General features: G+C 52.7%; 21 protein-coding genes. 6 read left to right on the top strand and 15 right to left on the bottom strand.

Features of this window, described 5'->3' with window-relative positions:
* Nucleotides 1–20 precede the first annotated feature (20 nt).
* The 8 genes from LOZ86_RS11750 to sapA form a co-directional block, all read right to left on the bottom strand.
* Nucleotides 21–1,562, bottom strand: a complete 1,542-nt coding sequence (locus tag LOZ86_RS11750) for a SpoVR family protein (RefSeq protein WP_039481601.1) — start codon at nt 1,560–1,562, stop codon at nt 21–23.
* Nucleotides 1,563–1,957: 395 nt separating this feature from the next.
* Nucleotides 1,958–2,518 (bottom strand): inclusion body family protein, encoded by a 561-nt coding sequence (locus LOZ86_RS11745; RefSeq protein ID WP_207783188.1) that lies wholly within the window; start codon nt 2,516–2,518, stop codon nt 1,958–1,960.
* 301 nt (nt 2,519–2,819) lie between these two features.
* Nucleotides 2,820–3,608, bottom strand: a complete 789-nt coding sequence (fabI, locus tag LOZ86_RS11740) for an enoyl-ACP reductase FabI (protein WP_230242058.1) — start codon at nt 3,606–3,608, stop codon at nt 2,820–2,822.
* A 172-nt stretch (nt 3,609–3,780) separates the two neighbouring features.
* Entirely contained in the window at nt 3,781–4,596 is an 816-nt protein-coding gene (gene sapF, locus LOZ86_RS11735; protein WP_039480952.1) for a putrescine export ABC transporter ATP-binding protein SapF, read from the bottom strand.
* Nucleotides 4,596–5,588, bottom strand: coding sequence for a putrescine export ABC transporter ATP-binding protein SapD (gene sapD / locus LOZ86_RS11730; RefSeq protein WP_039480949.1), 993 nt, complete (start codon nt 5,586–5,588; stop codon nt 4,596–4,598). Before sapD ends, sapF begins: the two co-directional genes overlap by 1 nt.
* Nucleotides 5,589–5,604: 16 nt before the next feature.
* Nucleotides 5,605–6,495 (bottom strand): putrescine export ABC transporter permease SapC, encoded by an 891-nt coding sequence (sapC, locus tag LOZ86_RS11725; protein ID WP_039480947.1) that lies wholly within the window; start codon nt 6,493–6,495, stop codon nt 5,605–5,607.
* Nucleotides 6,482–7,447 (bottom strand): putrescine export ABC transporter permease SapB, encoded by a 966-nt coding sequence (sapB, locus tag LOZ86_RS11720; protein WP_014915699.1) that lies wholly within the window; start codon nt 7,445–7,447, stop codon nt 6,482–6,484. The genes sapC and sapB overlap by 14 nt, the downstream gene beginning before the upstream one ends.
* Nucleotides 7,444–9,132 carry an ABC transporter substrate-binding protein SapA gene (gene sapA / locus LOZ86_RS11715; RefSeq protein WP_111778662.1) on the bottom strand — a complete coding sequence of 563 codons (1,689 nt, stop codon included), beginning with the start codon at nt 9,130–9,132 and terminating at the stop codon, nt 7,444–7,446. The genes sapB and sapA overlap by 4 nt, the downstream gene beginning before the upstream one ends.
* Nucleotides 9,133–9,303: 171 nt before the next feature.
* On the opposite strand from sapA, the gene parS reads away from it, so the two are divergent.
* From parS to LOZ86_RS11700, 3 genes are all read left to right on the top strand, one after another.
* Nucleotides 9,304–9,744 (top strand): Xre family toxin-antitoxin system antitoxin, encoded by a 441-nt coding sequence (gene parS, locus LOZ86_RS11710; protein WP_010276743.1) that lies wholly within the window; start codon nt 9,304–9,306, stop codon nt 9,742–9,744.
* The gene (locus LOZ86_RS11705) at nt 9,741–10,229 is read left to right on the top strand and encodes an RES family NAD+ phosphorylase (RefSeq protein ID WP_039480942.1); all 489 of its coding nucleotides are present in this window, start codon (nt 9,741–9,743) and stop codon (nt 10,227–10,229) included. Before parS ends, LOZ86_RS11705 begins: the two co-directional genes overlap by 4 nt.
* A 382-nt stretch (nt 10,230–10,611) precedes the next feature.
* Complete coding sequence (locus LOZ86_RS11700; protein WP_039480939.1) at nt 10,612–12,141, top strand: cellulase family glycosylhydrolase; 1,530 nt, start codon at nt 10,612–10,614, stop codon at nt 12,139–12,141.
* Nucleotides 12,142–12,212: 71 nt separating this feature from the next.
* On the opposite strand, the gene pspF is transcribed toward LOZ86_RS11700, so the two are convergent.
* Complete coding sequence (gene pspF, locus LOZ86_RS11695) at nt 12,213–13,202, bottom strand: phage shock protein operon transcriptional activator (RefSeq protein WP_039480937.1); 990 nt, start codon at nt 13,200–13,202, stop codon at nt 12,213–12,215.
* 225 nt (nt 13,203–13,427) lie between these two features.
* On the opposite strand from pspF, the gene pspA reads away from it, so the two are divergent.
* From pspA to pspC, 3 genes are all read left to right on the top strand, one after another.
* Nucleotides 13,428–14,093 carry a phage shock protein PspA gene (gene pspA / locus LOZ86_RS11690; RefSeq protein WP_230242056.1) on the top strand — a complete coding sequence of 222 codons (666 nt, stop codon included), beginning with the start codon at nt 13,428–13,430 and terminating at the stop codon, nt 14,091–14,093.
* A gap of 83 nt (nt 14,094–14,176) precedes the next feature.
* Nucleotides 14,177–14,401, top strand: coding sequence for an envelope stress response membrane protein PspB (pspB, locus tag LOZ86_RS11685; RefSeq protein ID WP_039471726.1), 225 nt, complete (start codon nt 14,177–14,179; stop codon nt 14,399–14,401).
* Nucleotides 14,401–14,766 (top strand): envelope stress response membrane protein PspC, encoded by a 366-nt coding sequence (gene pspC, locus LOZ86_RS11680; RefSeq protein WP_039480935.1) that lies wholly within the window; start codon nt 14,401–14,403, stop codon nt 14,764–14,766. The genes pspB and pspC overlap by 1 nt, the downstream gene beginning before the upstream one ends.
* Before the next feature lie 92 nt (nt 14,767–14,858).
* Here pspC and LOZ86_RS11675 read toward each other — a convergent pair whose 3' ends face one another.
* From LOZ86_RS11675 to LOZ86_RS11650, 6 genes are all read right to left on the bottom strand, one after another.
* On the bottom strand, nt 14,859–15,488 hold the full coding sequence (locus LOZ86_RS11675) for a hypothetical protein (RefSeq protein ID WP_230242049.1): 630 nt from the start codon (nt 15,486–15,488) through the stop codon (nt 14,859–14,861).
* Between the two features lie 68 nt (nt 15,489–15,556).
* Nucleotides 15,557–16,039 carry a hypothetical protein gene (locus LOZ86_RS11670; protein WP_039480931.1) on the bottom strand — a complete coding sequence of 161 codons (483 nt, stop codon included), beginning with the start codon at nt 16,037–16,039 and terminating at the stop codon, nt 15,557–15,559.
* Nucleotides 16,040–16,087: 48 nt separating this feature from the next.
* A complete protein-coding gene (locus LOZ86_RS11665) occupies nt 16,088–16,381 on the bottom strand; it encodes a hypothetical protein (protein WP_052012016.1) in 294 nt (97 codons plus the stop codon).
* 66 nt (nt 16,382–16,447) lie between these two features.
* Nucleotides 16,448–16,996 carry a hypothetical protein gene (locus LOZ86_RS11660; protein ID WP_225969825.1) on the bottom strand — a complete coding sequence of 183 codons (549 nt, stop codon included), beginning with the start codon at nt 16,994–16,996 and terminating at the stop codon, nt 16,448–16,450.
* Nucleotides 16,993–17,250 (bottom strand): hypothetical protein, encoded by a 258-nt coding sequence (locus tag LOZ86_RS11655; RefSeq protein WP_039480929.1) that lies wholly within the window; start codon nt 17,248–17,250, stop codon nt 16,993–16,995. Before LOZ86_RS11655 ends, LOZ86_RS11660 begins: the two co-directional genes overlap by 4 nt.
* 3 nt (nt 17,251–17,253) lie before the next feature.
* Entirely contained in the window at nt 17,254–24,663 is a 7,410-nt protein-coding gene (locus LOZ86_RS11650) for a hemagglutinin repeat-containing protein (protein ID WP_230242042.1), read from the bottom strand.
* Nucleotide 24,664: the final 1 nt, after the last annotated feature.

Genomic DNA, 24,664 nt, shown 5'->3' with positions numbered 1-24,664 from the left:
GATCTGTGAACCGAGTTCCGTTATGTGGCTGCCGTCCCGTTACGTGGCGGGCAGCGCTCAATCAACTCGATGCTGCCATCCGTGTTAGCCTGTTCCAGATAAACGTCAAATCCCCACAGGCGATGGACGTGCTTCAACACTTCCTGACTACTTTTATCCAGCGGTGCACGATTATGCGGAACATAGCGCAGCGTCAGTGCGCGATTACCGCGTAAATCCACGTTCCAGACCTGAATGTTCGGTTCCAGATGGCTCAGGTTGTACTGCGCGGAGAGTTCCTGTCGGATCAAACGATAGCCTTCTTCATCGTGAATCGCGGCAATTTCCAGATAATTATTGCGATCGTCGTCCAGAACCGTAAACAGCCGGAAATCACGCATCAATTTAGGCGACAGGAACTGGCTGATGAAACTCTCGTCCTTGAAGTTTTTCATCGCAAAATGCAGCGTATCGAGCCAGTCTTTACCCGCGATATCCGGGAACCAGTAGCGGTCTTCGTCCGTCGGCGACTGACAAATACGCTTGATGTCCTGAAACATCGCGAAGCCCAACGCATAAGGGTTTATCCCGTTGTAGTACGGACTATTGTACGGCGGCTGATAGATCACGTTGGTATGGCTGTGCAGGAACTCCAGCATGAAACGCTCGGTAACTCGGCCTTCATCGTAGAGATGGTTCAGAATGGTGTAGTGCCAGAATGTGGCCCAGCCTTCATTCATCACCTGAGTCTGCTTCTGTGGATAGAAGTACTGGCTGACTTTCCGCACGATACGCAGAACCTCACGCTGCCAAGGCTCCAGCAGCGGCGCGTTTTTCTCCATAAAATAGAGCAGATTTTCCTGCGGTTCTTGCGGAAAACGTCTGGCTTGTTCTGGTGCGGCACCCTGTTCGCGGCGCGGTAAGGTCTTCCAGAGATCGTTAACCTGGCTTTGCAGGTAGGCCTCACGGCTTTTTTGGCGGGACTTTTCTTCTTCGAGCGAAATCTTCTGCGGGCGCTTATAGCGGTCAACGCCATAATTCATGAGCGCATGGCAGGAATCTAACAGGCGTTCTACCTCGTCCACGCCATAACGCTCTTCGCATTGCGCGATATACTGCCGGGCAAACAGCAGGTAATCGACAATGGAGCTGGCGTCGGTCCAACTGCGGAATAGGTAATTACCTTTGAAAAACGAGTTATGCCCGTAGCAGGCATGCGCCATCACCAGCGCCTGCATCGGCAGCGTGTTCTCTTCCATCAAATACGCGATACAGGGATCGGAGTTAATGACGATTTCGTAGGCCAGCCCCTGCTGCCCGTGTTTGTAACGCTGTTCGGTTTCGATAAATTTCTTCCCGAACGACCAGTGGGCATAGTTGATCGGCATGCCTATACTAGAATAGGCGTCCATCATTTGTTCTGAAGTGATGACTTCAATCTGATGAGGGTAGGTTGCCAGACGATACAGCTTCGCCACCCGATCAATCTCATCAAGGTAAACCTGCAATAACTCAAACGTCCAGTCCGGTCCATCACTCAGGCGAAGTGTTTTTTTTACCTGATTATCCGTCGATATAGCCATCAGCGCGCCCCCTAACATAACAAGTCTGTACGTGAGATCTCGTTTACTGCCTTCCCGCTGGCTCCTGTCAAAAAATCATCGTGGTTCATTTAGTTATAGCTGAGCTTTGGAAACGCGGCAATTGACGAATTGAGCGTGTTGCTGGAGAAAGAACACTGAGGTTATGCCCTCTCATGATAGTTAGTTTGCGGCGTTAGGTTGCAGACATCTTTCTGCTAATCACGATAGCCTGCTTGGCATCACTAAGATGCAAAACTAATTCGTATTTATTTTCTTCTTGGCAATATTATACACTTGAATTTCTTGATAATGATTTTTCGGTAAAAGAGACTATTTAAAGTATAGGAATAAATGGTTAAAATTCATTAGCCATTTATTCCACTAGATGTGATTTTTTAATTAGATACAGTAATAGTCGGGTCCCATTGGAAGTAACCAAAAAGTTTCTGTTCTCCACCTTCAGGACGGTAATATACCCCAAATTGTACTTGGTACTTTTCAGTCCCTGCTTTAGTAATATCAGCTTGAATAAACCAATTAGATTGTTCCTCGAATTTTACAGGGAAAGGGCCAGTTGAGCCTGGTTTCGGTAACATGGATTTTTTCGTATACATTTTGAATGCTGCATCTGTAAACACATGTGTGCCGCCAAATTTTGGTAAATCATAAATTAAAACACTGGAATCAAAGTTATTGGATTCTGAGACTCCGGTCCAACGAATGACATCCCCTACATTGGCTTTTATATTAAGATCTGCCGTACCAGAACCTTTAATGACAGATTTATTGGTTGCTACCATGTAAGAATATTCATGACCAATTTGGGTTGGTTTCTTTTGATCCTGACTGGCGTTTCTTCCGATAAATTTACTAATAATCAAGTCAGTATCTATAACAACAGTAACATTAATAACATTATGGCTTGATCTAGTATCATTAGGATTAATTTCACTCATGGGATAACCTCACTTGTTCACGCTAAATAATATTTTATGCAATAATAATTGCATGCTATGGTTTTTTTTTTGAGAGCATATATGAATCGCTCGATTTTTATCATAGTTTGTTATTTTGTTTTTACAAAAATAAATTTTTTTATTTTTCTTATTTTGGTTATTATTTAATTGAGGTTACTTTCTTAAATTATTATATCTAGTGTATTTAAATATTAATGATTATTATTTTATATGTTAATTTAAGCAATTATATCTTTTAAATAAAAAAGTAGCCTATCCCTGATAGGCTACTTTTGATGACTTACTTCAGTTCCAACTCGTTCATTGCAGCGATGCTGAAGCCGCCGTCAACGTGCAGAACTTCACCGGAGATACCGGCAGCCAGATCGGAACACAGGAACGCAGCAGAGTTGCCCACGTCTTCAATGGTAACGACACGGCGGATTGGCGTAACGGCTTCGCAATGCGACAGCATTTTCTTGAAGTCTTTGATGCCGGATGCAGCCAGTGTACGAATCGGGCCCGCAGAGATGGCGTTGACGCGCACGCCCTGAGCACCCATGGCGTTCGCCATGTAACGTACGTTTGCTTCCAGAGACGCTTTTGCCAGACCCATTACGTTGTAGTTAGGGATGGCACGCTCAGCACCCAGGTAGGATAGGGTAACCAGCGCAGAGTCCGGGTTCAGCATCTTACGGCAGGCTTTCGCCATCGCGACGAAGCTGTAAGAGCTGATATCGTGAGAAATGCTGAAACCTTCACGGGTAACGGCATCAACGTAGTCACCGTCCAGTTGATCGCCCGGTGCGTAAGCAATGGAGTGCACGAAGCCATCAAAGTTCGGCCATACATTAGCCAGTTCGGTAAACAGTGCTTCGATGCTGGCATCTTCAGCGACATCACACGGCAGAACGATGCTGGAACCCAGTTCGCTGGCAAAGCCTTCAACGCGTGATTTCAATTTTTCGTTCTGATACGTGAAGGCCAGTTCGGCACCCTCACGCTGCATTGCTTGTGCAATACCGTAGGCAATAGAACGGGTACTGGCAACACCTGTTACCAGAATGCGCTTACCGGTAAGAAAACCCATAGCAGTAATCCTTGTGATCATTGTTGCTGCGATCGCCACCTCTGCGCCTGTAAACATACGTGGCGAGTGACGACCGAGATGAATAAACCGCGCGATTCTACCATGTTGGGGACGGCAGGGGTACTCCGAGCAGTATCCGCCTTTTTCCACAGCCCTGTGGCTGTCGCGGGGATTAACGTTGTGCGCCGTCGCGTCGCCAGGCGTCGGCGCTGAGCGCTTCGCCGAAGTGGCTGGCAATCAAACGTTTCGTCAGGTCATGAAGCGGGGCGGACAACACATCGGCGGTACTGCCGCGTTCGACCACTTCGCCTGCCTGCATCACCAGAATCTGGTCGCTGATGTGCTTCATCATGCCCAGATGCTGCGTCACGTAAATATAAGAGATACCGTGCTTTTCCTGTAACTCCAGCATCAGATTGATAATCTGTGACCGCATAGACATATCCAGTGACGCCAGTGCCTCATCGGCGACAATCACTTTCGGTTGCAGGATCAGCGCACGTGCCAGACCGACACGCTGTTTTTGCCCTGGCGCGAGCGCATGCGGATAGTAATAGGCGTGATCGGGACGTAGCCCGACCTGATGCAGCGCCTGATTAATCGCTCTTTCACGCGCTTCGGCGCTGAGATCGGTATTCAGTCGCAGCGGAACATCCAGCAGTTGCCCGATGCGCTGGCGCGGATTAAGCGCGTTGCTCGCATCCTGAAAGATCATGCGGATGCGCTGGCTGCGGTAGCGGTAATCGCCGTAGTGCAGCGGATGGTCATCGATAACCAGCTCGCCGGACGTCGGCGCGATCATGCCCGACAGCATTTTAGCCAGCGTTGATTTCCCCGATCCGTTCTCGCCGATGATGGCGAGCGTTTGCCGTTCACGCAGTGTAAAGCTGACGGATTTCACCGCCTCAACATGTTGACGACGGAACAGCCCGGTCCGGTAGCGGAACGTCTTGGTCAGGTTGCGGGCTTCAAACAGCATCTCAACCATCACGGTTCCTCCATGTTGAGCGGAAAGTGGCACGCATATAAGTGGTTCTTAACGGAAAGCAGCGGCGGCGTTTGCATACACTGTTTTTGTGAATACGGGCAGCGCGGACCAAGCCGGCAGCCAATCGGCAGGTGCTCTAACGAGGGGATCGCCCCGTTCAGAGTGTTTAGCCGGCTTTTGTGCGGCAGAGAACGACCGAAATCGGGCATTGCGCGAATCAGCGCCTGCGTATAGGGGTGGTGCGGCGCGGTGATCAAATCTTCACAGGTGGCGCTCTCCACCGTTTGCCCACAATAGAGCACGTTGATCCGGTCAGCCCATTTGCTCATGGTTTGCAGGTCATGGCTGATGAGCAGAATCGTGGTGTTATTGTTCTGGTTCAGGCGCGACAGCAGGCGGAAAATCTGCGCCTGCGTGGTGGATTCCATCGCGTTGGTCGGTTCATCGGCAATCAGCAGGCGCGGCTGGTTTGCCAGCGCGATGGCAATCATCACTTTCTGACACTCGCCGTCGCTCAGCTCATAAGGGTAGCTGCCCATAATATCTTTGTGATCTTTAATCCCGACGCGGTGCAGCAGTTCGATCGCGCGGCGCTTGCGCCAGTTAAACCGCTGCCACCAGCGGCCTTTGTACGTCCAGCTCGGAATCGCCTGTACCAGCTGACGGCCCACACTTTCGGACGGATCGAGACAGGATTGCGGCTCCTGGAAAATCATGGAGACGTTATGGCCGACCAGCTTACGCCGCTCGCGCGACGACAGTTGTAGCAGGTCGATATCATCGAAGCGGAAACGATCGGCGGTCACGCGCCAGTTTTCTTTGGTGATCCCGCAGATGGCTTTGGCGATCAGGCTTTTACCTGAGCCCGATTCGCCCACCAGCCCGCGAATCTCACCCTCACTCAGCGTCATACTGACGCGGTCGACAGCTTTTACCGCGCCGTCGGCGGTCAGAAATTCAATCGTCAGATTACGGATATCAAGTAATGGCATAGGGAGTCGTCGCCTCTTATTCCGTTTCCGCGACGAGCGCACGGCGGATGCCGTCGCCCAGCAGGTTGACGATTAACACGCTCAGTGCAATAGCCGCACCGGGCAGCATCACGGTCCACGGTGCGGCATAAACCAGCTCCAGCGAGTTGCCAAGCAGGGCACCCCATTCGGTCGTCGGCAGCTGCGCGCCCAAATCGAGAAAGCCCAGTGCAGCGATATCCAGAATGGCAATCGACAGCGCGCGGGTAAATTCGGAGACCAGCAGTGCGGCAATGTTTGGCAGCACAACGTACCAGACCAGATAAAGCGTGGAAGCGCCGTCGAGGCGGGCGGCGATCACGTACTCTTTGTCCATTTCATCGTGTACAGCGTTGTAGATGGTGCGCACCATGCGTGGTAACAGCGCTAGCCAGACGGCGAGCATCGCGTGCTCGAGCTTAGGGCCGATAAAGGCGATGACGACAATCGCCAGCAGCAGCGACGGAATGGACAGCAGCGTATCCAGAATATGGTTGAGCATCGCAGAGCGTAGCCCGCGCGTGACGCCCGCAAAGACGCCCAGCACGATGCCGCACAGCGCTGCCGCGTAGGTGACGATGAGCGACGCGCCGACCGTCGGCGCTGCACCACTCAACAGACGGCTTAGCTGATCGCGGCCTAAATCGTCGGTGCCAAGAAAGAACGACACTTCACCATAGTGCGACCAGGAAGGAGGCAGCAACTGATAGCCCAAAAATTGCTGATCAACTTCATAAGGTACGAGAAATTTGCCGAACAAACACAGGCCGATCAGGATCAGAAAGCCGTATAGCCCGACCATCGCCAGCATGTCCTGATGGAATGCCCGCCAGGTATCGCCTAGTCGGCTAGGCAGCCGCTTTTCGCTATAAACGTTATCGTAGGGCATACCATTCCTTGTGTTTCAACGGATTTGCCATGGCGCCCCAAATATCGGACAGGATGTTGACCGTGATGACCATTGCACCAACCACCATCACGCCCGCAGAAATGGCCGCGAAGTCCTGCTGGCGAATGGCGTTCACCAGCCAGCGACCGATACCCGGCCAGTTAAAGACCACTTCGGTAATCATCGTCAGCGTCAGCATCGTGGAAAATTGTAATCCCAGTTTGGGAATAATCGGCGGCAGCGCGTTATGAATCAGGTGACGACGAATGATCGTAAAGCGCGACAGTCCGCGGGTGGCTGCCGCTTTAATGTAGTTTTTGCTGATAATTTCCGTAGTGCTAACGCGCATCAGGCGAATCACTTCGGTGGTCGGCCCGACGGCCAGCACGGTAATCGGTAAAATCAGGTGGCGGATGGCGCTGACGATCATTTCACCGCGATGGGGTGAATCTGACAGCCACGCATCAATCAGTGCAAATCCGGTGACGGTTTTCACCTGATAGAGCAGGTCGAAACGGCCTGAAACCGGTAGCCAGCCGAGGTGCAGCGAGAAGAAGAGCGTCAGCAGCAGCGCCAGCCAGAACACGGGCAGGGAAAAACCAATGAGCGCCAGCGTACTGATTACAATGTCCGCGCCGCGGTTCTGCATCACGCCAGCGGTAATGCCCAGCGGAATACCGACCAGCAGCGAGAGCGCAAACGCCAGCAGACAAAGCTCAATCGTGGCCGGGAACACTTCTTTCAGCAGCTCGCTGATGGCCTGTCCGTTAATGCTGGAGCGACCGAAATCCCCCTGAAGCAGGCTGGTGAGGTAAAAGTGATAGGCATCAAACAGCGCGGCGCCGTTGAGCGGGGCGTTGGGAGTGTAGTAGCTGAGGCTAAAGCCAACCAGCGTCAGCAGTGACAAGGTCACTATCAGTAGCACCAGACGTCGCAAGGTAAAGATAATCACGGCTGTGCTTCCTCCACGGTTTCCGGTGCAGAAGGCTTCTGCTGCGCCTGTTGATCCTCGCGGAAGACGCCCGCGAACGAGGCATTGCCGAAGGGACTCAATACCAGCCCTTTCATATCATAGCGGTAGGCCAGCAGTCGTAATGACGACGCCAGCGGCAGAACGGGTAACTGCTCCGCCAGAATGCGCTGTGCCTGCTGATAATAGTCAATCCGCTTAGAAAGCTGCTGTGACGAGAGCGCGTTTTGCAGCACTTCATCAAAAGTGGGATCGCACCAGTGCGCGTAGTTGCTCTGGGAGCGAATCGCCGCGCAGCTTAGCAATGGTCGGAAAAAACTGTCCGGATCGTTACTGTCCGTTGCCCAGCCTGCCAGCGTTAAATCGTGGCTAAGCTCCATCAGTCGCGCTTCCTGAAAACGACCTTCCACCGGAACGATGGTCACGGTGACGCCAATTTGCGCCAGATCGGCCTGTATCAGCTCTGCCGTTTTCAGCGGACTGGGGTTGTAGGACTGCGACGCGCTGGGTACCCACAGGCGCAGGTTGAGGTTCGTCAGCCCCAGTTCCTGCAAGATTTGTCGCGCTTTTTGCGGGTTATATTCCGTAATCTGCGATTCATTGTCGTACGCCCACGAGGCGCGGGGCAGAATCGACGCCGCCGTTTCCGCCGTACCGTAATAGATCGACTGCATCAGCCTGTCGTTATTGATCGCCAGCGCGATGGCTTCCCGTACGCGGCGGTCGTCCAACGGCGTTTTACGCACGTTGAAGGCCAGATAGGCGACGTTCATGCCGGGACGCAGTGAGAGACGCAGACGCGGGTCATTACGCAGGATCGTCAACTGGCTGGCCGCCGGATAGGCAAGGACATCACATTCACCGGTCAGCAGCTTGGATAAGCGGCCTGTCCCGCCGGCGCCGAGATCGACAACCACCTGCCGCATACGTGGCAGGCCGCGCCAATAATCGCCGTTGCGCGTCAGTCGGATATATTGCCCGTTGCGGTATTCATCGAGCAGATAAGGGCCGGTGCCGACCGGTTCGCGATCCAACAGCTCTTTTTTGTCCTCGTTTGCCAGACGCTGCGCGTATTCCGCGGACAGAACCGGAGCGTAGTGTGTGGCCAGATGCCAGAGGAAAGAGGCGTCCGGGCTGTTGAGCCGGATCTCAATACTGTACTCGCCCAGCTTGCGGATACTTTGCACCGAATCGGCGAATTGCAGGCTGTCGAAATAGGGGTATTCGCCGCCGTTGACATCATGATACGGGTGCTTTTTGTCCAGCATGCGCTGGAAGCTGAATATCACGTCGTCAGCGTTCATATTACGGGTTGGGCTGAACCAGGCGGTGTGCTGAAACGGCACATCGCGGCGCAGGTAGAAACGGTATGTCGAACCGTTATCCAAGACTTCCCAGCGTTGAGCCAGTTCTGGCATCAGACGATAGGTATAAGGATCGACATCCAGCAGGCGGTCGTAAAGCTGCGCCGCCAGCGTATCAATCGTGACGCCGCTGCGCGCCATCTGCGGGTTAAACGTGTTCAGGACATCATTGACGCAATAGACAAAACCGCTCTGGCGAATATTTTCCAGCGGAGCAGGCGGCGTTAGCACGGACGGTGGTGCGGCCAGTGCAGGCAACGCTAGCCAGGTGAGTGCCAGTGCGAAACAGGTTTTTCCGAACATACGGGATTTTTCAGTCAAGACGGTTATAGACAGAGTGTATCGTACTCTTGGCATCCTCCCCACTCTTGTTATGCGCGTCTGGCGACTTTCCAACCGTTTGAGTCACCAGACGAATGATTGAAAACGTCATAGTGAATGCTATAGTTAAGTCATAATGACGAGGAAATAACCATGAATGCAGAAATTAGTCTTAAAGTTGAAAACTTTGCTCGTGAAGCCGAGTTGCCTGATGGCGTTTTCCATGACCCGTTAATGTTCGTTAATGTCGTGCGCGGCGGGATCTCCGGCGCGATGTTGAAGCGCGGTGCGGATGCCAGCGGGCTAAGCCGTAAGTTGATTGGCTCGGCACTGTCCGTCGATCCGTCTAATATCTCCCGTTTATTCCGTCGTAAGCATTTAACGCTGGAGCAGGGGGAAGCTGCGTTGGAGACGTTTCGCCTGTGGCTGAAAGCCATGACGACGTTTGAAGATGAAGCGAAGGCGCAGCTGTGGATGGAGAGCGGCATTCCGGCCTTTGGCGGGAAAACGCCGGCGGAAATGCTGGATACGCACAAAGGGCGTCAGTTGGTTGATAATGCGCTGAATCGTATTGAATACGGCGAATTTATATGAGGCTTTACCGCATTACTAAAGCGGTCTGGTTGGAGGCGTTTTCAGGACAAACGGGCGTAAGTTTCCAGCACGGTGCGCGTTTCAATCAGCCCAACACGCCGGTGCTATATTTCAGTGAAACGCCTGCCGTCGCGATGTTGGAAATGGGGAATTATCTCCCTTCACCGCAGTTGCTGCCCGCCAGCTATCGTTTGGGCGTGTATGAACTGCCGGACGATGTCCCGCAAGAATCCATCACGTTGGACATGCTGCCTGAAGACTGGCATCGCTATCCCTTTATGCCGGACGTGCAGGCACTGGGGTCGCGCTGCCTGAACGCCGGGCAATCGCTGGTGGTTTGGGTACCGACCAGCGCGGTTAAGCCGTTTGGCAGCATGCGTAATGCACTGATTAATCCGCTACATCCTGCGTTAAGCCAGCTACGCCTGATTGAGGCGATCCCGGATTTTTACAGCCATAGGCTGTTTAACCCGATCGGATACTAAGCCTGTAATCGACAGCGATGAGGCTGGCAGGAACCCCATAATCAGTATGGTAATGAGAAAAATTCTCAACAAAGTACTTTACAGATGATACTGATAACTATTATCATCATTTTCGCACTTCGACGGTGGCTTCTCGCAGGCACTGAAGGAGAGCACGACATTGCTCACATTGCTTCCAGTATTATTTTAGCCAGCCTACGTGCTGGCTTTTTTTTGCCTAAAAAATGACTTCGTCAGATGCTTACCCTGCTTTCTATTTTCCTGTAAATAATTAATAAAATCAATATGGTTTGGAAATTTCCTAAATTGTTTGCGGGAACAAAAATCTCCCTTATCATGCCTACACCCAAGATCATGGGTGTACACAATGGAGATAAGGAATATGTGGATGAGAAGGAATCAAATCGTCAGGAAATTGACGTTAGGGGTGGTAACAACGGTGCTGGGGATGTCACTCAGCTTTTCAGCATTATCCGCTACGCCGGTAGAAACGCATGGTCAGCTGTCCATCGAAAACGGACGACTGGTGGATGAACAGGGGAAAAGGGTGCAACTGAGAGGGGTCAGTTCGCACGGTTTGCAGTGGTTTGGTGACTATGTCAACAAAGATTCGATGAAGTGGCTGCGTGATGACTGGGGGATTAACGTATTCCGCGTCGCCATGTACACGGCGGCGGATGGCTATATTTCCAATCCCTCCCTCGCCAATAAGGTAAAAGAGGCCGTTGCGGCGGCGCAAAGCCTCGGCGTTTACATCATCATCGACTGGCATATCTTGTCGGATAACGATCCGAATATTTATAAAGCACAGGCAAAAACCTTCTTTGCCGAAATGGCGGGGCTGTATGGCAACTCGCCGAACGTGATTTATGAAATCGCTAATGAGCCAAACGGCGGCGTGACATGGAACGGGCAAATTCGGCCTTATGCGCTGGAAGTGACTGACACTATCCGTAGCAAAGATCCCGATAACCTGATTATCGTCGGTACGGGTACCTGGAGTCAGGATATCCACGATGCAGCGGATAATCAGCTGCCCGATCCGAATATCCTTTACGCGTTGCATTTCTATGCAGGTACGCACGGGCAGTTCCTGCGCGACCGTATTGACTATGCGCAAAGCCGTGGCGCGGCGATTTTCGTCAGCGAGTGGGGCACCAGCGATGCGTCCGGCAACGGTGGACCGTTCCTGCCTGAATCACAGACTTGGATCGATTTCCTGAATAACCGTGGCGTAAGCTGGGTGAACTGGTCGCTTACCGATAAGTCAGAAGCGTCTGCGGCGCTGGCTCCGGGTGCGAGCAAATCAGGTGGCTGGACGGAGCAGAATCTGTCGACGTCAGGCAAATTTGTCAGAGAGCAGATTCGTGCAGGTGCGGATCTGAGCAATGGCGATAATGGTGGCGATACACCGACTCCGCCAACGGAACCGACTAACCCGGGTAACGGAACAACGGGTGACGTCGTGCTGCAATATCGTAATGTCGATAACAACCCTTCCGATGATGCGATTCGTATGGCCGTCAACATCAAAAATACCGGAAGTACGCCGATCAAACTGAGCGATCTGCAAGTGCGTTACTACTTCCATGATGATGGCAAACCTGGCGCGAACCTCTTTGTTGACTGGGCGAACGTTGGTCCTCACAACATTGTGACCAGCACGGGGACGCCAGCCGCCAGCACCGATAAGGCTAATCGCTATGTTCTGGTGACCTTCAGCAGCGGAGCTGGCTCCCTTCAGCCGGGCGCGGAAACCGGTGAAGTGCAGGTGCGTATCCACGCCGGTGACTGGAGCAATGTGAATGAAACCAACGACTATTCATACGGCGCTAACGTCACGAGCTACGCTAACTGGGATAAGATCACCGTGCACGATAAAGGCACGCTGGTATGGGGAACGGAGCCGTAATCGCGTGCTGTTAACCTATTAATCCATTTCCTCTGCGGGCGTTAATTCGCCCGCATTTTCTTTCCCGCCTCTTACTCATTCACCACAATATCGTGTTTCTTTAGCAATCCACGCAGTTGGTGATAGGTTAATCCCAGCAGTTCAGCAGCCTTACGCTGGTTAAACTTTGCCTGATTCAATGCCCGTTCGATCAAGCCTTTCTCTTGTTCCAACAGCCACGGTTTCATCTCCAGCGGTAAATCCGGCTGGCCGATTACCGTACGCGATGGCGTTTCCTGAACAGCGGGAGTTCGGCGGAAGGGGTTCAGAATGATGGCATCGAGAGGTTGCTCGCTGTCGCCGTGGCGGTACACCGAACGTTCAACCACGTTTTTCAGCTCACGAATATTGCCCGGCCAGCCGTAATTCAGCAGCGTCTCGCGTGCGGCTGGCGTAAAACCGGGAAAGAGCGGCAGATGCAATTCGCGGCACATCTGAATCGCAAAGTTATCTGCCAGCAACATGATGTCCTGTTGGCGTTCACGCAGCGGCGGGAGCTGGACAACGTCAAAGGCCAAACGGTCGAGCAGGTCCGCGCGGAATTTACCGCTGGCGGCAAGCGCAGGCAGATCGTCATTGGTCGCGCATACCAGACGCACATCAACCTGTAGCTGATCTCGGCCGCCGACACGTTCCAGCATGCCGTATTCGATCACCCGCAATAATTTTTCCTGCACCAGCATCGGCGCGGTAGCCAGCTCATCCAAAAACAGCGTTCCGCCGTCGGCGCGTTCGAAGCGCCCCAGATGGCGTTTCTGTGCCCCGGTAAAGGCACCGGCTTCATGACCAAATAGCTCGGAGTCGAGCAGATTCTCGTTGAGCGCCGCGCAGTTGAGGGAAACGAACGGCCCTTGCCAACGCGGGGAAAGGTAATGCAGACGGCTGGCGATCAGCTCTTTACCAGTACCGCGTTCGCCAATCACCAGCACGGGCTTATTCAGTTGTGCCAACTGCGACACCTGTTCCAGTACCTCCAGAAAGCTGTTGGCTTCGCCGAGCAGGTTCTCTTTTTCCTGAAGCATGATGTTTCACCGTGTTATTTTTACCAACTATTAGCGTATTTGACTAATCTAACGGAAAAGGAAAAATAGTCAAAATTATCTATTCTTTTATTTTCAATTAGTTAGATTAAATTAAAAATTGGCATGCTTATTGATATACCTATAGGGAGATCGCGACTGGATCGGCTGGTCACGGTGATAAATCAGGCGTAATCAGACGCTGGAAATCATGAAGAGGATGTAATTATGTGTATTTTTTCTCGTTTTGCCGACATCGTGAACGCCAACATCAATTCATTGCTGGATAAAGCTGAAGATCCGCAGAAATTGGTGCGGCTGATGATTCAGGAAATGGAAGATACGCTGGTTGAAGTGCGTTCAACCTCGGCGCGGGCGTTGGCAGAAAAGAAACAGATTGCCCGCCGTATTGAACAAGCGCACGGTCAGCAAGATCAATGGCAGGAAAAAGCCGAGCTGGCGCTGCGTAAAGATAAAGACGATCTGGCTCGTGCGGCGCTGATTGAAAAGCAGAAGCTGACTGACCTGATCGCGGTGTTGCAGCATGAAGCCGAAAGTGTGGATGAAACGCTGGAGCGTATGAAGCGTGAAATCGGCGAGCTGGAAAACAAATTGAGCGAAACCCGCGCTCGCCAGCAGGCGCTGACGTTACGCCATCAGGCTGCGGCATCGTCACGTGATGTGCGCCGCCAGTTGGATAGCGGTAAGCTGGACGAAGCCATGGCGCGTTTCGATCAGTTCGAACGTCGTATCGACACGATGGAGGCGGAAGCGGAAAGCCACGGGCTGGGGAAACAAAAATCGCTGGATCAGCAGTTTGCCGAGCTGAAAGCGGACGATGAAATCAGCGCGCAGCTGGCGGCACTTAAAGCTAAAGTTAAGCCAGCAGAGTAATTAGAGCGTAAACGCCATCGGATGGCTGTCGTTAGAAAACGGCAGCCGCCATAGGGCGTGTAAATAATAACTAAGGAGACACAATGAGTGCGTTGTTTCTTGCCATTCCGCTGACCATTTTCATGTTGTTTGTGGCACCGATATGGCTTTGGCTACATTACAGTCAGCGTAAAAACAGTGCTCAACTGGGACAAAACGATATACAACGTCTGACGCGTTTAACGGAAGAGTCTACCCGTATGCGCGAGCGTATCAGAGCACTGGAAGACATTCTGGATGCAGAACACCCGGACTGGAGAAAATCGTAATGAAAAATACGTGGTCAGGTAAAAAATTATACCGTTTACCGGAAGAAGGTATGCTGAAGGGGGTTTGCGCTGGTTTAGCACGTTATTTTGACGTGCCAGTGAAGCTCGTACGGCTGATTACGGTGCTGTCGATATTTTTCGGCCTGTTCTTTTTCACCGTGGTGGCTTACATCATCCTGACTTTTATGCTCGATCCGGCTCCAGCGGGAATGGAATTTGAGGATGAAAAGACGGCTCGTACCCCTAGCCAATTGCTGAATGAAGCTGATGCGACGTTGCAGGCCAGCGAACAGCGCTTGCGCAACATTGAACGTTATGTCACCTCGGAGACGTTTGGCGTTCAGAACCGCTTTCGTCACCTGTAATTTGTCATCGGTTATACGCTTTCGCTGACGTTATCCACCGTACGACTGGGGTCGAAAGTGGATAATGTCGCGCAGCTTTTTCGCTGCAATCTCTATGATCCGATCCCACTGTGCATCGGATGCCAGCCATTTCCTTCTTTCGCGCTGTAGCGCACGTTTTGCAGTGGTATGCGCTGCCACTGGCCATTGCTGTTCTGCACGATTTCGCTGGCAATCGCACGACATTGATAATGCAGCGTATCGGTCTCCAACTGGAATTCATATTTTTTGCCTTTTTCCGGAATAAAGCGGGTGGTGATCAGGCATAAGTATTTGCTTTCAACATAAACGTTGATAATCGCTGTTTCAACACCAGACACTAATGGTGTTTCGTAGTAGTCAATATCGTATTTCTCTCCGGATACTTTTGGCATTCCACGATCCTGGCTGTTTTGTAATACCCATTCACTGGAACGAATAAGACCGCCAGTGCGTTTGCCGTTTAACGTCTGGTAGATACTTGTCTGTTCTGTATTATCTACGATACGTACCCACGGGGAATTATTGGTTTCATGAGGCGGAATGAAAAAAGAGTTGTTTGGCATAATAGAACAGCCTGAAGAGAGAAGTGTTATCATTGCCAGATTATTTCGCAGTAACTTTTCACTTGTTTCATTCCTAAGGGGTTTGAAAAGCAATGAGTATTTTACAGTAATGCTGCGCTCAGTTTTTAAGACTAACAACTCCCCACCAGAGGTGGGGGAGTGCGATATTGTAAAGGCGTCATTATTTTAATTAGCGTATTTCGTTATCATTTAATTGGTTGTAAAGAAATCGCTATTTCCAGCACGATATCAGAATAGCATTTATCGCCATTGGCTGATGTTCTCTTAAGTTCATCAAGTGCATAAACGATATCCACCCTGGCTCCCGGGCGGAACAGCTTCTTATCTTCATCATCGATATGGCTATAAATGCTTTCTTCAATGACAGATCCATCATCCAGCCGCAAACTGAAACAGTTATCTACCGGAGAGGGATCTTGTCCTGCCACATAGGTTCTTGTGATCGTGCCAGATCTGTGCAGTAAACGCATTTTTCCCTGAGTGATATTTTCCCACCACTCTTTGGAACCAAAAAGACCCTGTGTCCCTTTGAGTCCCATAAACGGTTTCGATTGATCCAGCGTTAATCGTTGCACCTGCATGACATACTCAGAGTCAGATTTAAGCTCGGTTGAAAGAAGATAAACAGACTTCATCAGAACAGGGCGGTCACGCAGTTGTAATATCATGATGAAACCTTTTTATGATTTTATGCGCAATGGGAAGTGAACTGTAATCTATGGTTGTTCGCGATGTATTCTGGGAAATAGGTCGTTGATTTTGTAATTATCAATCCACTGTTCAACCTGTTGTCTGTTCTGAATATGGCTGAATTTTGATGCAGAATAGAGATAATGTGTTGTGTTTTCTTCCTTATTTTTCGGGTAAAAACAAAACATCTGTGATTCTTCCCATAAGTAATCATGTAGTTGATCGAGTAATGATTCAGCATCAGCGATTGCAAGAAGGGCATCAGGTAAATTGCCAAAGCAGTTATTTACCATAACGGCGATTCTGCCGTGTTTGTCCATCGCAAACCCAGTTAAAAGGGTGCCAAATTCAGGCACTCAGTTTTTATCTAGTACAACTATGCTTTGTTAAATGCCACTGTGCATCGGATGCCAGCCACTGCCTGCTTTGGCTGTGTAGCGTACCGTATTTAATGGCTTCAACTGCCACATACCATTACTGTCTTTCACGATTTCACTGGCATGAACGCGACAGCGGAACTGCAATGTATCGGTTTCCAGTTGGAACTGATAAAGCTTCCCTTCTTCCGGCGTGAAATAAGTATCCACAAGGCAGGTATGCTTACCTTCAACGTAAACATTGACGACTTCGGTTTCTGCACCTGCAATGAGTTGCGTTTCGTAGTAGTCAATATTGTATTTCTCTCCGGCAACTTTTGGCATCCCCCGATCCACTGTATTCTGTAATACCCACTCACTGGAGCGTATTAGTCCACCTTTGCTTTCACCATTGAGCATTTGATAAAGGCTGGTTTGCTCAGTGTTATCGACAATCCTCAGCCATGGGGCATGAGCACTTTGAGGTGGGGGGACGAAAAAAGTATGGTCTGGAATAAAGGCACAGCCTGCAGCGGTCAGAATGACCGCTGCGTTCGCAGAACGCAGCAACCGTTTCACCGTTTATCTCCTTTACTGTATTCCATGCGCATATGTATCCAGACACCCAGGCCAATGACTGGCCCTGAAGCGATGCCAATTCGCAGAGCCTTAGTCAGTAACGGTTGCCACTGCATACCTGATGGCATTTGCAGGATAAACTGGTAGTAGAGCCATACCCCAAAATAGACAAGTGCCACCGTGCAGGAGAGCGCCAGGAAGCAGCCTCCCATCAGAAAGAAAAGTGTACTAAAGCGAGGTTTTTTTGTACTCACGGTTTATTTTCCTTGTTGATCCTGTGGTTTCTTATCAATTGCTTTCTGGATTACTGTCCCGGTCCCCTCAGAAACAGCGGATCCAAAAGTACTTCCCAGCATATCCGCTGCAGGTTTCGGCAATTTCGTACCCGCTGCGCCACTGATAATGGTCGACGTAGTGGCACCGGCAACGTTACCGACACCAGCGCCAGTAACAGCCCCAGTAGAATCTTGATCACCCTTAATTTTACTGCCAACATAGGCTCCGCTCATCCCCCAAACCTGGGTTGCCAGAAAGCTCTTCCCAGTGGTGACGGCGCTGACGCCTGTAGCAATTAAAGCATCGGTGTAACTTATTTTTTCACCCGGTTTCATCGTTATTACCTGATTATTAATATTGGCTGCACCACCGATGAGTCCATTGACTGTGATTGCTCCACCCGTCACTGTACTACCTCCACCGAGTGTCAGGGCATTAACCATAAAGAAGCCCCAGGCTTGCAATAATCCTCTTACCGGATCCTGATTCTCGGAAAGGGTGCCTCTGTTGTAGATGCGTAGTGATTCACTGACCTGCTCAGGTGTTTTACCCTGCTCAATCTCATATTTGGCGAGTGACACCGCACCAGAACCCCAGGACATCATACCAGGGCTTAACAAATCATTGTTGTCCACGGCATTTTTACTGGAATCATGTGCAGTGATAACACCAGAAGAAGTATCCGTGCTGAGCCCGCCAGCAAGGGCTCCTGCCAGTGATGCCAGATTGCTAATCTTAGTGCGCTCTTCTGGTTTGAGATCTTCCGTTTTAATACCAGGGTATAAATATTCACGAATAGCACGTGCAGCGAGTTCTCCACTCGCCGCGCCTATGGCGCCTGCAGCAGCATTTGTTCCTGACAATTCCGCAACCACACCGCCTAATACAGCATGTCCAATGGCATTTGCCGCAATTTGACCGGCAGTAGGGTCTTCATCAAAACCTACTGTCATGCCTTTTACTACTCCAGCCATATAAGGCGCAGCTCCTGCGGCCAGCGCTTTCGCAGGGTCTCCACCAGCCAGAGCAGTAATTGCAGCCGCAGCAGCTCGAACTCCACGGTCAAGATCACCCCCTGCCTTATACTGGTCACTCACGCTTTTATAAGCTTCTGTGTTTTTGACTCGATTCCAGTAAACATCACGCTTTTCTTTACCATCCCACTCCCCAGCTTCTTTAATTCCCGCATTGTTCGCCTGAATCTGGCCTTGAGTCAGGGTAATATCGACAGCCTGATTCGCGATATCACCAATCAATCGCAATCGGCTTAGACGCTGCTGTTCCTTCGCTTTATCGAAGATTGGGCTGATACTTTGGTTAGCGTGCTCGACATCGCGGCTCAGCTCGCTGACATCCTGCTGCTGGTTCGCCTGGTCACGGATAATCAGCGAACCCGGAGAAACGGCAGCATAAGTCGTACCGGAAGCATTCCCATCGCTGCCACCCGCTCCCAGGCCATTGGCCGCCAGATTTTGCACGGCGTTTTTCAGCAGATCCTGCGCGCCCAGCCCGCCAGTGCTGATACCGACGCTGCTGTGTGACACCTCAAACTCTGCACTGTTGTTGATATTGCTGAAGCCCAGCGTGCCAGTACTGAGACGGTTTTTATCTTCGCTGGCGGTGCTGCCAATCACGGCGCCATCCAACTGCGTGTGGTTACCGACAGTGATATCGAAGCCGCCGTCACCCGCGAAGATGCCGGTTTGTTCCTGCACACTGTTATAGGTGCTGTGGATTTTGTCCTTCGCCACGTTGGCGCTGACGCTGCCAGTCATGCTGCCAAAGGTAAAACTGGCGCCTGCTGAGCTGTTTTTTTGCTTCGAGTCGTAGTTATTAACGTCCTGCTCACTCTGCAGCGTCAGGTTACGGCCGACATTGGCGACAACCTGATCGGCACTCAGCTGTGCGCCGCGCAGGGTAGTGTCACGCCCGCTGTTGACCGTCAGCTTATTACCGGCGTCGACGGTGGTTTCTGTATGTGTCAGGCCATCGCCATTCTCGTTACCGGAACCTTTACTGGCATTGGCAAACACACTGATTCCTGCACCGCCCTGGCCCGCACCGATGCTGATGCCGATGCCGCCACCGCTGTTGCTGTTTTTGCCGGTCTGCAACTGAGTATTCTGCGCTGACAGCAGGTTGATATCGCGGTTTGCCGACAGCAGCACATCATTGCCCGCTTTCAGCTGACTGCCGCCGATGGTCAGATCGCCATCGTCGCCATTCTCTGAACCGGTCGCCATTAGGTTGATATTGTTGCCCGCCTGCACGGTGCTGCCGGAGGCGTTGACCGCTTCGCTGTGGCTCTCGCTCTTCGACTTCGAGGTACTCAGCGACAGGCTGACACCAATGGCGTTCTGGTCGGTGGTGTTCTGCGACGCCAGTACTGCCGCCTGAGCGGCCTGTACGCCTGCCAGACCGGATTTCAGCTTCTGCAGCGATGCCATACGGCCATCCTGCTGCTCATCGGCGGCTTTCGCGCTGGTGTAGGCGGTGTTGATCGCGCTGCCAATCGCGCCGGACAGCGCCAACGTCAGCCCTGTCTGTTTGCGTTCGTACGTAGTGTCGGTAGTGCTTTGGTTATTCGCGGCATCAATGGTGATGTTGTTCGCCACCATATTGATGTCGTTACCAGCGATCACATCAGAACCCTGCACGGCGATATTATTGCCTGCGACCAGACGGGTATCGCCATCGACGCTGCCCAGCGTGCGGTTGTGATGGGTCAGTGTGTCAGTATCAGAAGTTGAGGCCTCTTTGATTGAACCGACAAAGAAGCCAATGCCGCCGCTGCTCATCAGGCCCGACTTGGTGGTTTTCTTCATCGACCAGCTGTCGCGGCTCTCTTCTGCCGCCGTGACGTTGAGGTCGTTACCGGCACGCAGCGCCAGATCCCGATCCGCCGCCACAGCGCTGCCGGTGATATTCAGGTTGTTACCCGCGCTGACGGCGATATTTTCCCCGCCGAGGCTGCTGCCGTTCGCCAGCGTGGCATCGTAGCCGGCGCGGGTGGTCGTGGTGCGTTTCGACAGGAAGCCGGAACCTTTCACCTTCGAGTTCATATCGAGATATTCCTGGCTGCTGGCGCTGCCGAGGTTGATATCATTGGTGGCCGTCAGCGCAAGCTGCCGATCGGCATTCAGTTTCGCCGCCTGAGCGTTAATATTATTGCCAGCATTCAGCGTGATATTACCGTCACTGGTGACGTCACTGCCCTGTACCTGAGTCAGCGTCTGCGTGACGTGGTTATCTTTATCCCATACCACCTTGTCGCTGCTGCCGGTGGTAATGGTGGTCATATTGATATCGCGGTTAGCGGCGATCTGCGTCTGGCTGTTTTCACCGGAACTGACCACCTGCGCGGCCTGCAGATTGACATCACGGCCTGCCTGCAGCAGCAGTTTGCCGTCGTCACCCTGCACATACATGCCCGCCACGCGGTCGATATTGTCACGGCTGAAACGGTTGCTGCCGTTCTGGCTCTCGGCGTGATTGGTCTCGCTGGCGACGGTGATATCACGTCCGGCCTGTGCCAGCAGGGTATCGGTCGCACGTACCGTGCCACCGGTATTGGTGATGTCGTTGGTTGCCTGCAGGGACACGGATTTACCGGCGATGATGCCGCCCACATTCACGATCTCGTCACCGGAAATGCTGACCAGTTGGGTCGCGTTGATGCGACCGCTGTTCAGCATGCCGCCGCTGACACCGATGCTGACGTTCTTACCCGCTAGCAGTGCGCCGCTGCCGTCCATATCGCCTTGCTGCACCTGAGCATAAACCTGCGGGACCAGCACGCGCTGGGTGGTGCCATCTGGCATCTTCATATCCTGCGCCACCAGCCACACCATATCCTGGGTGATCTGCTTCATTTGCTCGGCGGTCAGCGCCACGCCCGGTACCAGGTTGAATTTCTTCGCGAAGCTGACGCCCGCTTCCATCAGACCTTTGTACTGTTCTTCATCGCTGGTGTAATCCGCCAGGTAACGCTGGCCGACCAGCTCAACGATCTGCTCGCGCACCAGGCGCTGTTCATAGAAACCATCGCCGAGGCGTTTTTGCGTGATCGACGGATCGGTCCGCAACTGGCTCAGCATATAGTCGGAACTCAGCCAGGTTCTCTGATTGGTGAAACGCGGATCGGTTTCAATCAGATAGCTGCTGGTGGCATCCGGCAGGGTGGTGAACAGGCTGCCGGTTGGCAGAGAAGCGTCCGGTGTCATGGAACGAATGACATCGGTGTTCTGTCCGGCCACTTCCACACGCTGCGCGGCATAATCCGCCAACGATGGCACGTTGTTGGTCGCCTGGGTATTTTCCTTCATCACGCTCGGGCTGAGGCTGATAGACTGAATTTCCGTTGGCGGGGTATAGGCGGACGCTCTGGCTTTCTGGCTGTCGGTGCCTTTCTTATGAATACGATCCCACTCAATCACCTGTCCGACTTTTTCCGTCAGTTTCTGACCAGTGACTTCGGTGTTCAGCAGTTCTTTGACGGCGGTCAGCAGGCTGCCGCCAGCAATAATCTGGCTCTTGTCGTTCAGGAGCTTATCGCCGGAGAGTGAGATCTGGCCGCCCGCGATAATTTTCGCTGGATCGCTCTGGGCGATCTGTTCTTCGCGCACCGTTTCGGTGTAGCTGTACTGATAATAGTGGTCACGACCACACACCACACCTTCAATACAGATATGACGCACTTCATTTTTGTAGAAACTGATGTTGTAGTCGTCAGGGCTATAGTGAACGCCATTATTCAGGTCGACCACCATATACTCATTTTTCTGCTTCTGTGACAGTTGTACGAAGCGGGTTACAAAATTGTCGTTGATATTGTTCAGCGCGGTGAAGCTGAGCGCCATATTGCCGACAGACTCTATTGTGGCACTGTGGTTGTTAAGGACGCCCGCTTTGCCGCTGGCCACACCGTTTTCATCGAGATTGCCACCAATAGCCAGATCGCCACCGCTGTAGATCAGTGAATGAGTATGGTTATTCAGCGTGCCGACGCCCAGATCGAGACGCTGACGCGCCGCAATGGTGGCCGTGCTGTTATTTTCCGCCAGGTTATTCAGCGTCGCTGCGCCGATCGCCAGGCCGTCGCCATAAATGCGGCCGGTGCCGATATTGTTCACGGTGCTGGCATTGATGCGGGTCAACACGCCGTCGATCAGGCCACGGTTGCTCAGCGTATCGCTGGCGTTCAGCGTGGTCTGCTGCGCGCTCAGTTCGCCAGTGAGCTGGTTGTCGATGTTACTGGCCTGCACATTCAGCTTACCGCCTGCGCCAAGCAGCGCTGTATTGATCAGACTATTGTTTACATTCAGCGTCAGATCGCCGTTCACCAGCGTTTTATTGTTGTTACTGAAGCCGTCCGCGAAGCTGAGATCCATATCACCAAGCGACAGAATTTCACCGCTGCCATTAATCTCGCGACCGCGGAAGATCAACTGCTGACCCGCCACCAGACGACCCCCTTCATTGCTGATACGCAGATCGCTGCTGGTGGCTGCGGCGCGGGAGAGGGCGCTGGTGTTTTGCTCATCGAGTGTCAGCTGTTTATTGGCGGAGATCTGCCCCAGATTGTTGTGCAACACCGGCGTGGCGATGGCCAGATCGCTGGCGGCGGCCAGCGTACCGTTCTGATTATTCAGTTCATTGCTGGCCGCAACATCCAGCGAGCCAGAACCGGCCGCCATGATGGTGCCGCTCTGGTTATTCAGGCTGGCGCTCTGTACGCTGAATTTTTTGGCATTGGCCGCGATGCGGCCATTCTGGTTATTAATGCTGTTGCTGCTGAGTTGCAGATCGCGGTCGCCGCTTTGCAGTAACTGTCCGCCACGGTTGCTGATAACTGGCGTACTGACCTGTAGCGCATTGGCGTTAATGACGCCACGATCGTTGCTGAGTTTACCGGCAGCGGAGAGTTTCAAGTCGCCACTTGCCAGCAACTGCGCGTCGTCGGTGATGATATCGCTGCTGCTGGTCAGCGTGGCGTGATGCGCGGCGGTATCGCTGCCGCTGAGATCAATCTGGCTGGCGCTGGCGTTCAGATCGCCACCGGCCAGCGCCTGACCCTGACTGGTCAGTTTGCCGTCGCTGGCGAGTGTCAGATTGCCGCTGTCGGCCAGCGTGCCATCGGTTTTCATCCCGGCGGCAATGGCCGCGCCTTTGCTGTTGCGGATGGTGGCGCCGCGCACACGGGTGTTGCCTTTGGCGGCGATCAGGCCGCTGTTGGTCACCTCGTCACTGGCGGTGGTGCTATGGTCGCGCTGGGCAAACAGGGTGCCGCTGTTATCGACTTTTTTACCGCCCAGCAGCAGATCCTGTCCGGCATTGACGGTGCCGCTGTTAACGATATCGCCATTAGCGTTAATGGTGATATCGCCCGCCTGCGTGCCGAGTGTGCCTTTGTTGCTGACGCCGACCCCTTGCTCGGTCGCCACCAGACGGATTTTACCGGCATACATGCCGCCCAGTTGGGCGACGTCGATCGCCAGCGTCGGCTTGACGTCGCTGCTGTCGCTCTCCGCTGTAGTGCTGGCGGTGGCGCTGTTGTTATCGACAACCTTATTGTTATCGACAATCCTATTGTTATCGGCGGCCACTTCGTTTTTACCGGTGGTGACGGTCACATCTTTCGCCCAGATACCGGCATTCACTTTCACGGTGCGGGCAATCAGGTCGGTGTAGTCTTGCCGGCTACTGTCCATGCCAGCGCCTTCAACCACGATCTCACCATTGCCCACGCGGTAACCGCGCAGTTCGCCGTTGGTCATCTGCGGCGTGCCGGTGGTCAGGGTGGCGCGGTTGGCGTTAATGAAGCCACAGCCGTCGCAACTGATGCCCGCCGGGTTGGCAATGACCACCTGCGCCTTACGGCCTGCGACTTCGACGTAGCCATTCAGCTTGCTTGGGTCGCGCGAGTTGACCTCGTTAAGAATGATTTTGGCTTCGCCTTTCGCCAGCCATGGGTTGCCCGCCACCCATCCACCCATCTGGGTTTGTACTTGCTTATGCGAGTTATTGAGGATGGCACCTTTGTTATCGACGTCAAACTGGGTGTATTTGTTATGCGAAACACCACCCGCGCTCGGCGTCTGGATATTGACCTGCGGCGTGCCGTTGGCGCTCTGCATGATATTCGGCTGCTGGCCGCCCGGGGCGCTCTTGTCGGCAACAATCCCTGCCGCCAGCGCCTGTGGTGCGAGCGTGACCAGACCGAGTGCGGTCATGGTCAGGAAGGCGGTGGGCTTCATGCGGCCAATCAGCTGGCTCAGCGTATGGCCGACGCCGTTTGCACCGCTTTTACCCTGGCCGCGGTTGATTTCGGAAACCACCATTAACAGGCCGCGAGCTTTGTTGAAAATGATGCGATAGAGGTTCTTATTCACG

Origin of the sequence: Pectobacterium parvum (assembly GCF_020971565.1) — a bacterium.
GTDB classification, from domain to species: Bacteria; Pseudomonadota; Gammaproteobacteria; order Enterobacterales; family Enterobacteriaceae; genus Pectobacterium; species Pectobacterium polare.
The sequence above is the reverse complement of the archived record's forward strand: the minus strand, read 5'-3'. Positions and strand labels throughout refer to the sequence as shown.

Coding starts and splice junctions, on each gene's coding strand:
- LOZ86_RS11670 (WP_039480931.1), bottom strand. CDS start 16,039: ATGATATTACAACTGCGTGACCGCCCTGTTCTGATGAAGTCTGTTTAT.
- parS (WP_010276743.1), top strand. CDS start 9,304: ATGAATGCAGAAATTAGTCTTAAAGTTGAAAACTTTGCTCGTGAAGCC.
- sapD (WP_039480949.1), bottom strand. CDS start 5,588: ATGCCATTACTTGATATCCGTAATCTGACGATTGAATTTCTGACCGCC.
- pspA (WP_230242056.1), top strand. CDS start 13,428: ATGTGTATTTTTTCTCGTTTTGCCGACATCGTGAACGCCAACATCAAT.
- pspC (WP_039480935.1), top strand. CDS start 14,401: ATGAAAAATACGTGGTCAGGTAAAAAATTATACCGTTTACCGGAAGAA.
- LOZ86_RS11665 (WP_052012016.1), bottom strand. CDS start 16,381: ATGGACAAACACGGCAGAATCGCCGTTATGGTAAATAACTGCTTTGGC.
- LOZ86_RS11745 (WP_207783188.1), bottom strand. CDS start 2,518: ATGAGTGAAATTAATCCTAATGATACTAGATCAAGCCATAATGTTATT.
- sapA (WP_111778662.1), bottom strand. CDS start 9,132: ATGTTCGGAAAAACCTGTTTCGCACTGGCACTCACCTGGCTAGCGTTG.
- sapC (WP_039480947.1), bottom strand. CDS start 6,495: ATGCCCTACGATAACGTTTATAGCGAAAAGCGGCTGCCTAGCCGACTA.
- pspB (WP_039471726.1), top strand. CDS start 14,177: ATGAGTGCGTTGTTTCTTGCCATTCCGCTGACCATTTTCATGTTGTTT.
- sapF (WP_039480952.1), bottom strand. CDS start 4,596: ATGGTTGAGATGCTGTTTGAAGCCCGCAACCTGACCAAGACGTTCCGC.
- LOZ86_RS11700 (WP_039480939.1), top strand. CDS start 10,612: ATGTGGATGAGAAGGAATCAAATCGTCAGGAAATTGACGTTAGGGGTG.
- fabI (WP_230242058.1), bottom strand. CDS start 3,608: ATGGGTTTTCTTACCGGTAAGCGCATTCTGGTAACAGGTGTTGCCAGT.
- LOZ86_RS11750 (WP_039481601.1), bottom strand. CDS start 1,562: ATGGCTATATCGACGGATAATCAGGTAAAAAAAACACTTCGCCTGAGT.
- pspF (WP_039480937.1), bottom strand. CDS start 13,202: ATGCTTCAGGAAAAAGAGAACCTGCTCGGCGAAGCCAACAGCTTTCTG.
- LOZ86_RS11705 (WP_039480942.1), top strand. CDS start 9,741: ATGAGGCTTTACCGCATTACTAAAGCGGTCTGGTTGGAGGCGTTTTCA.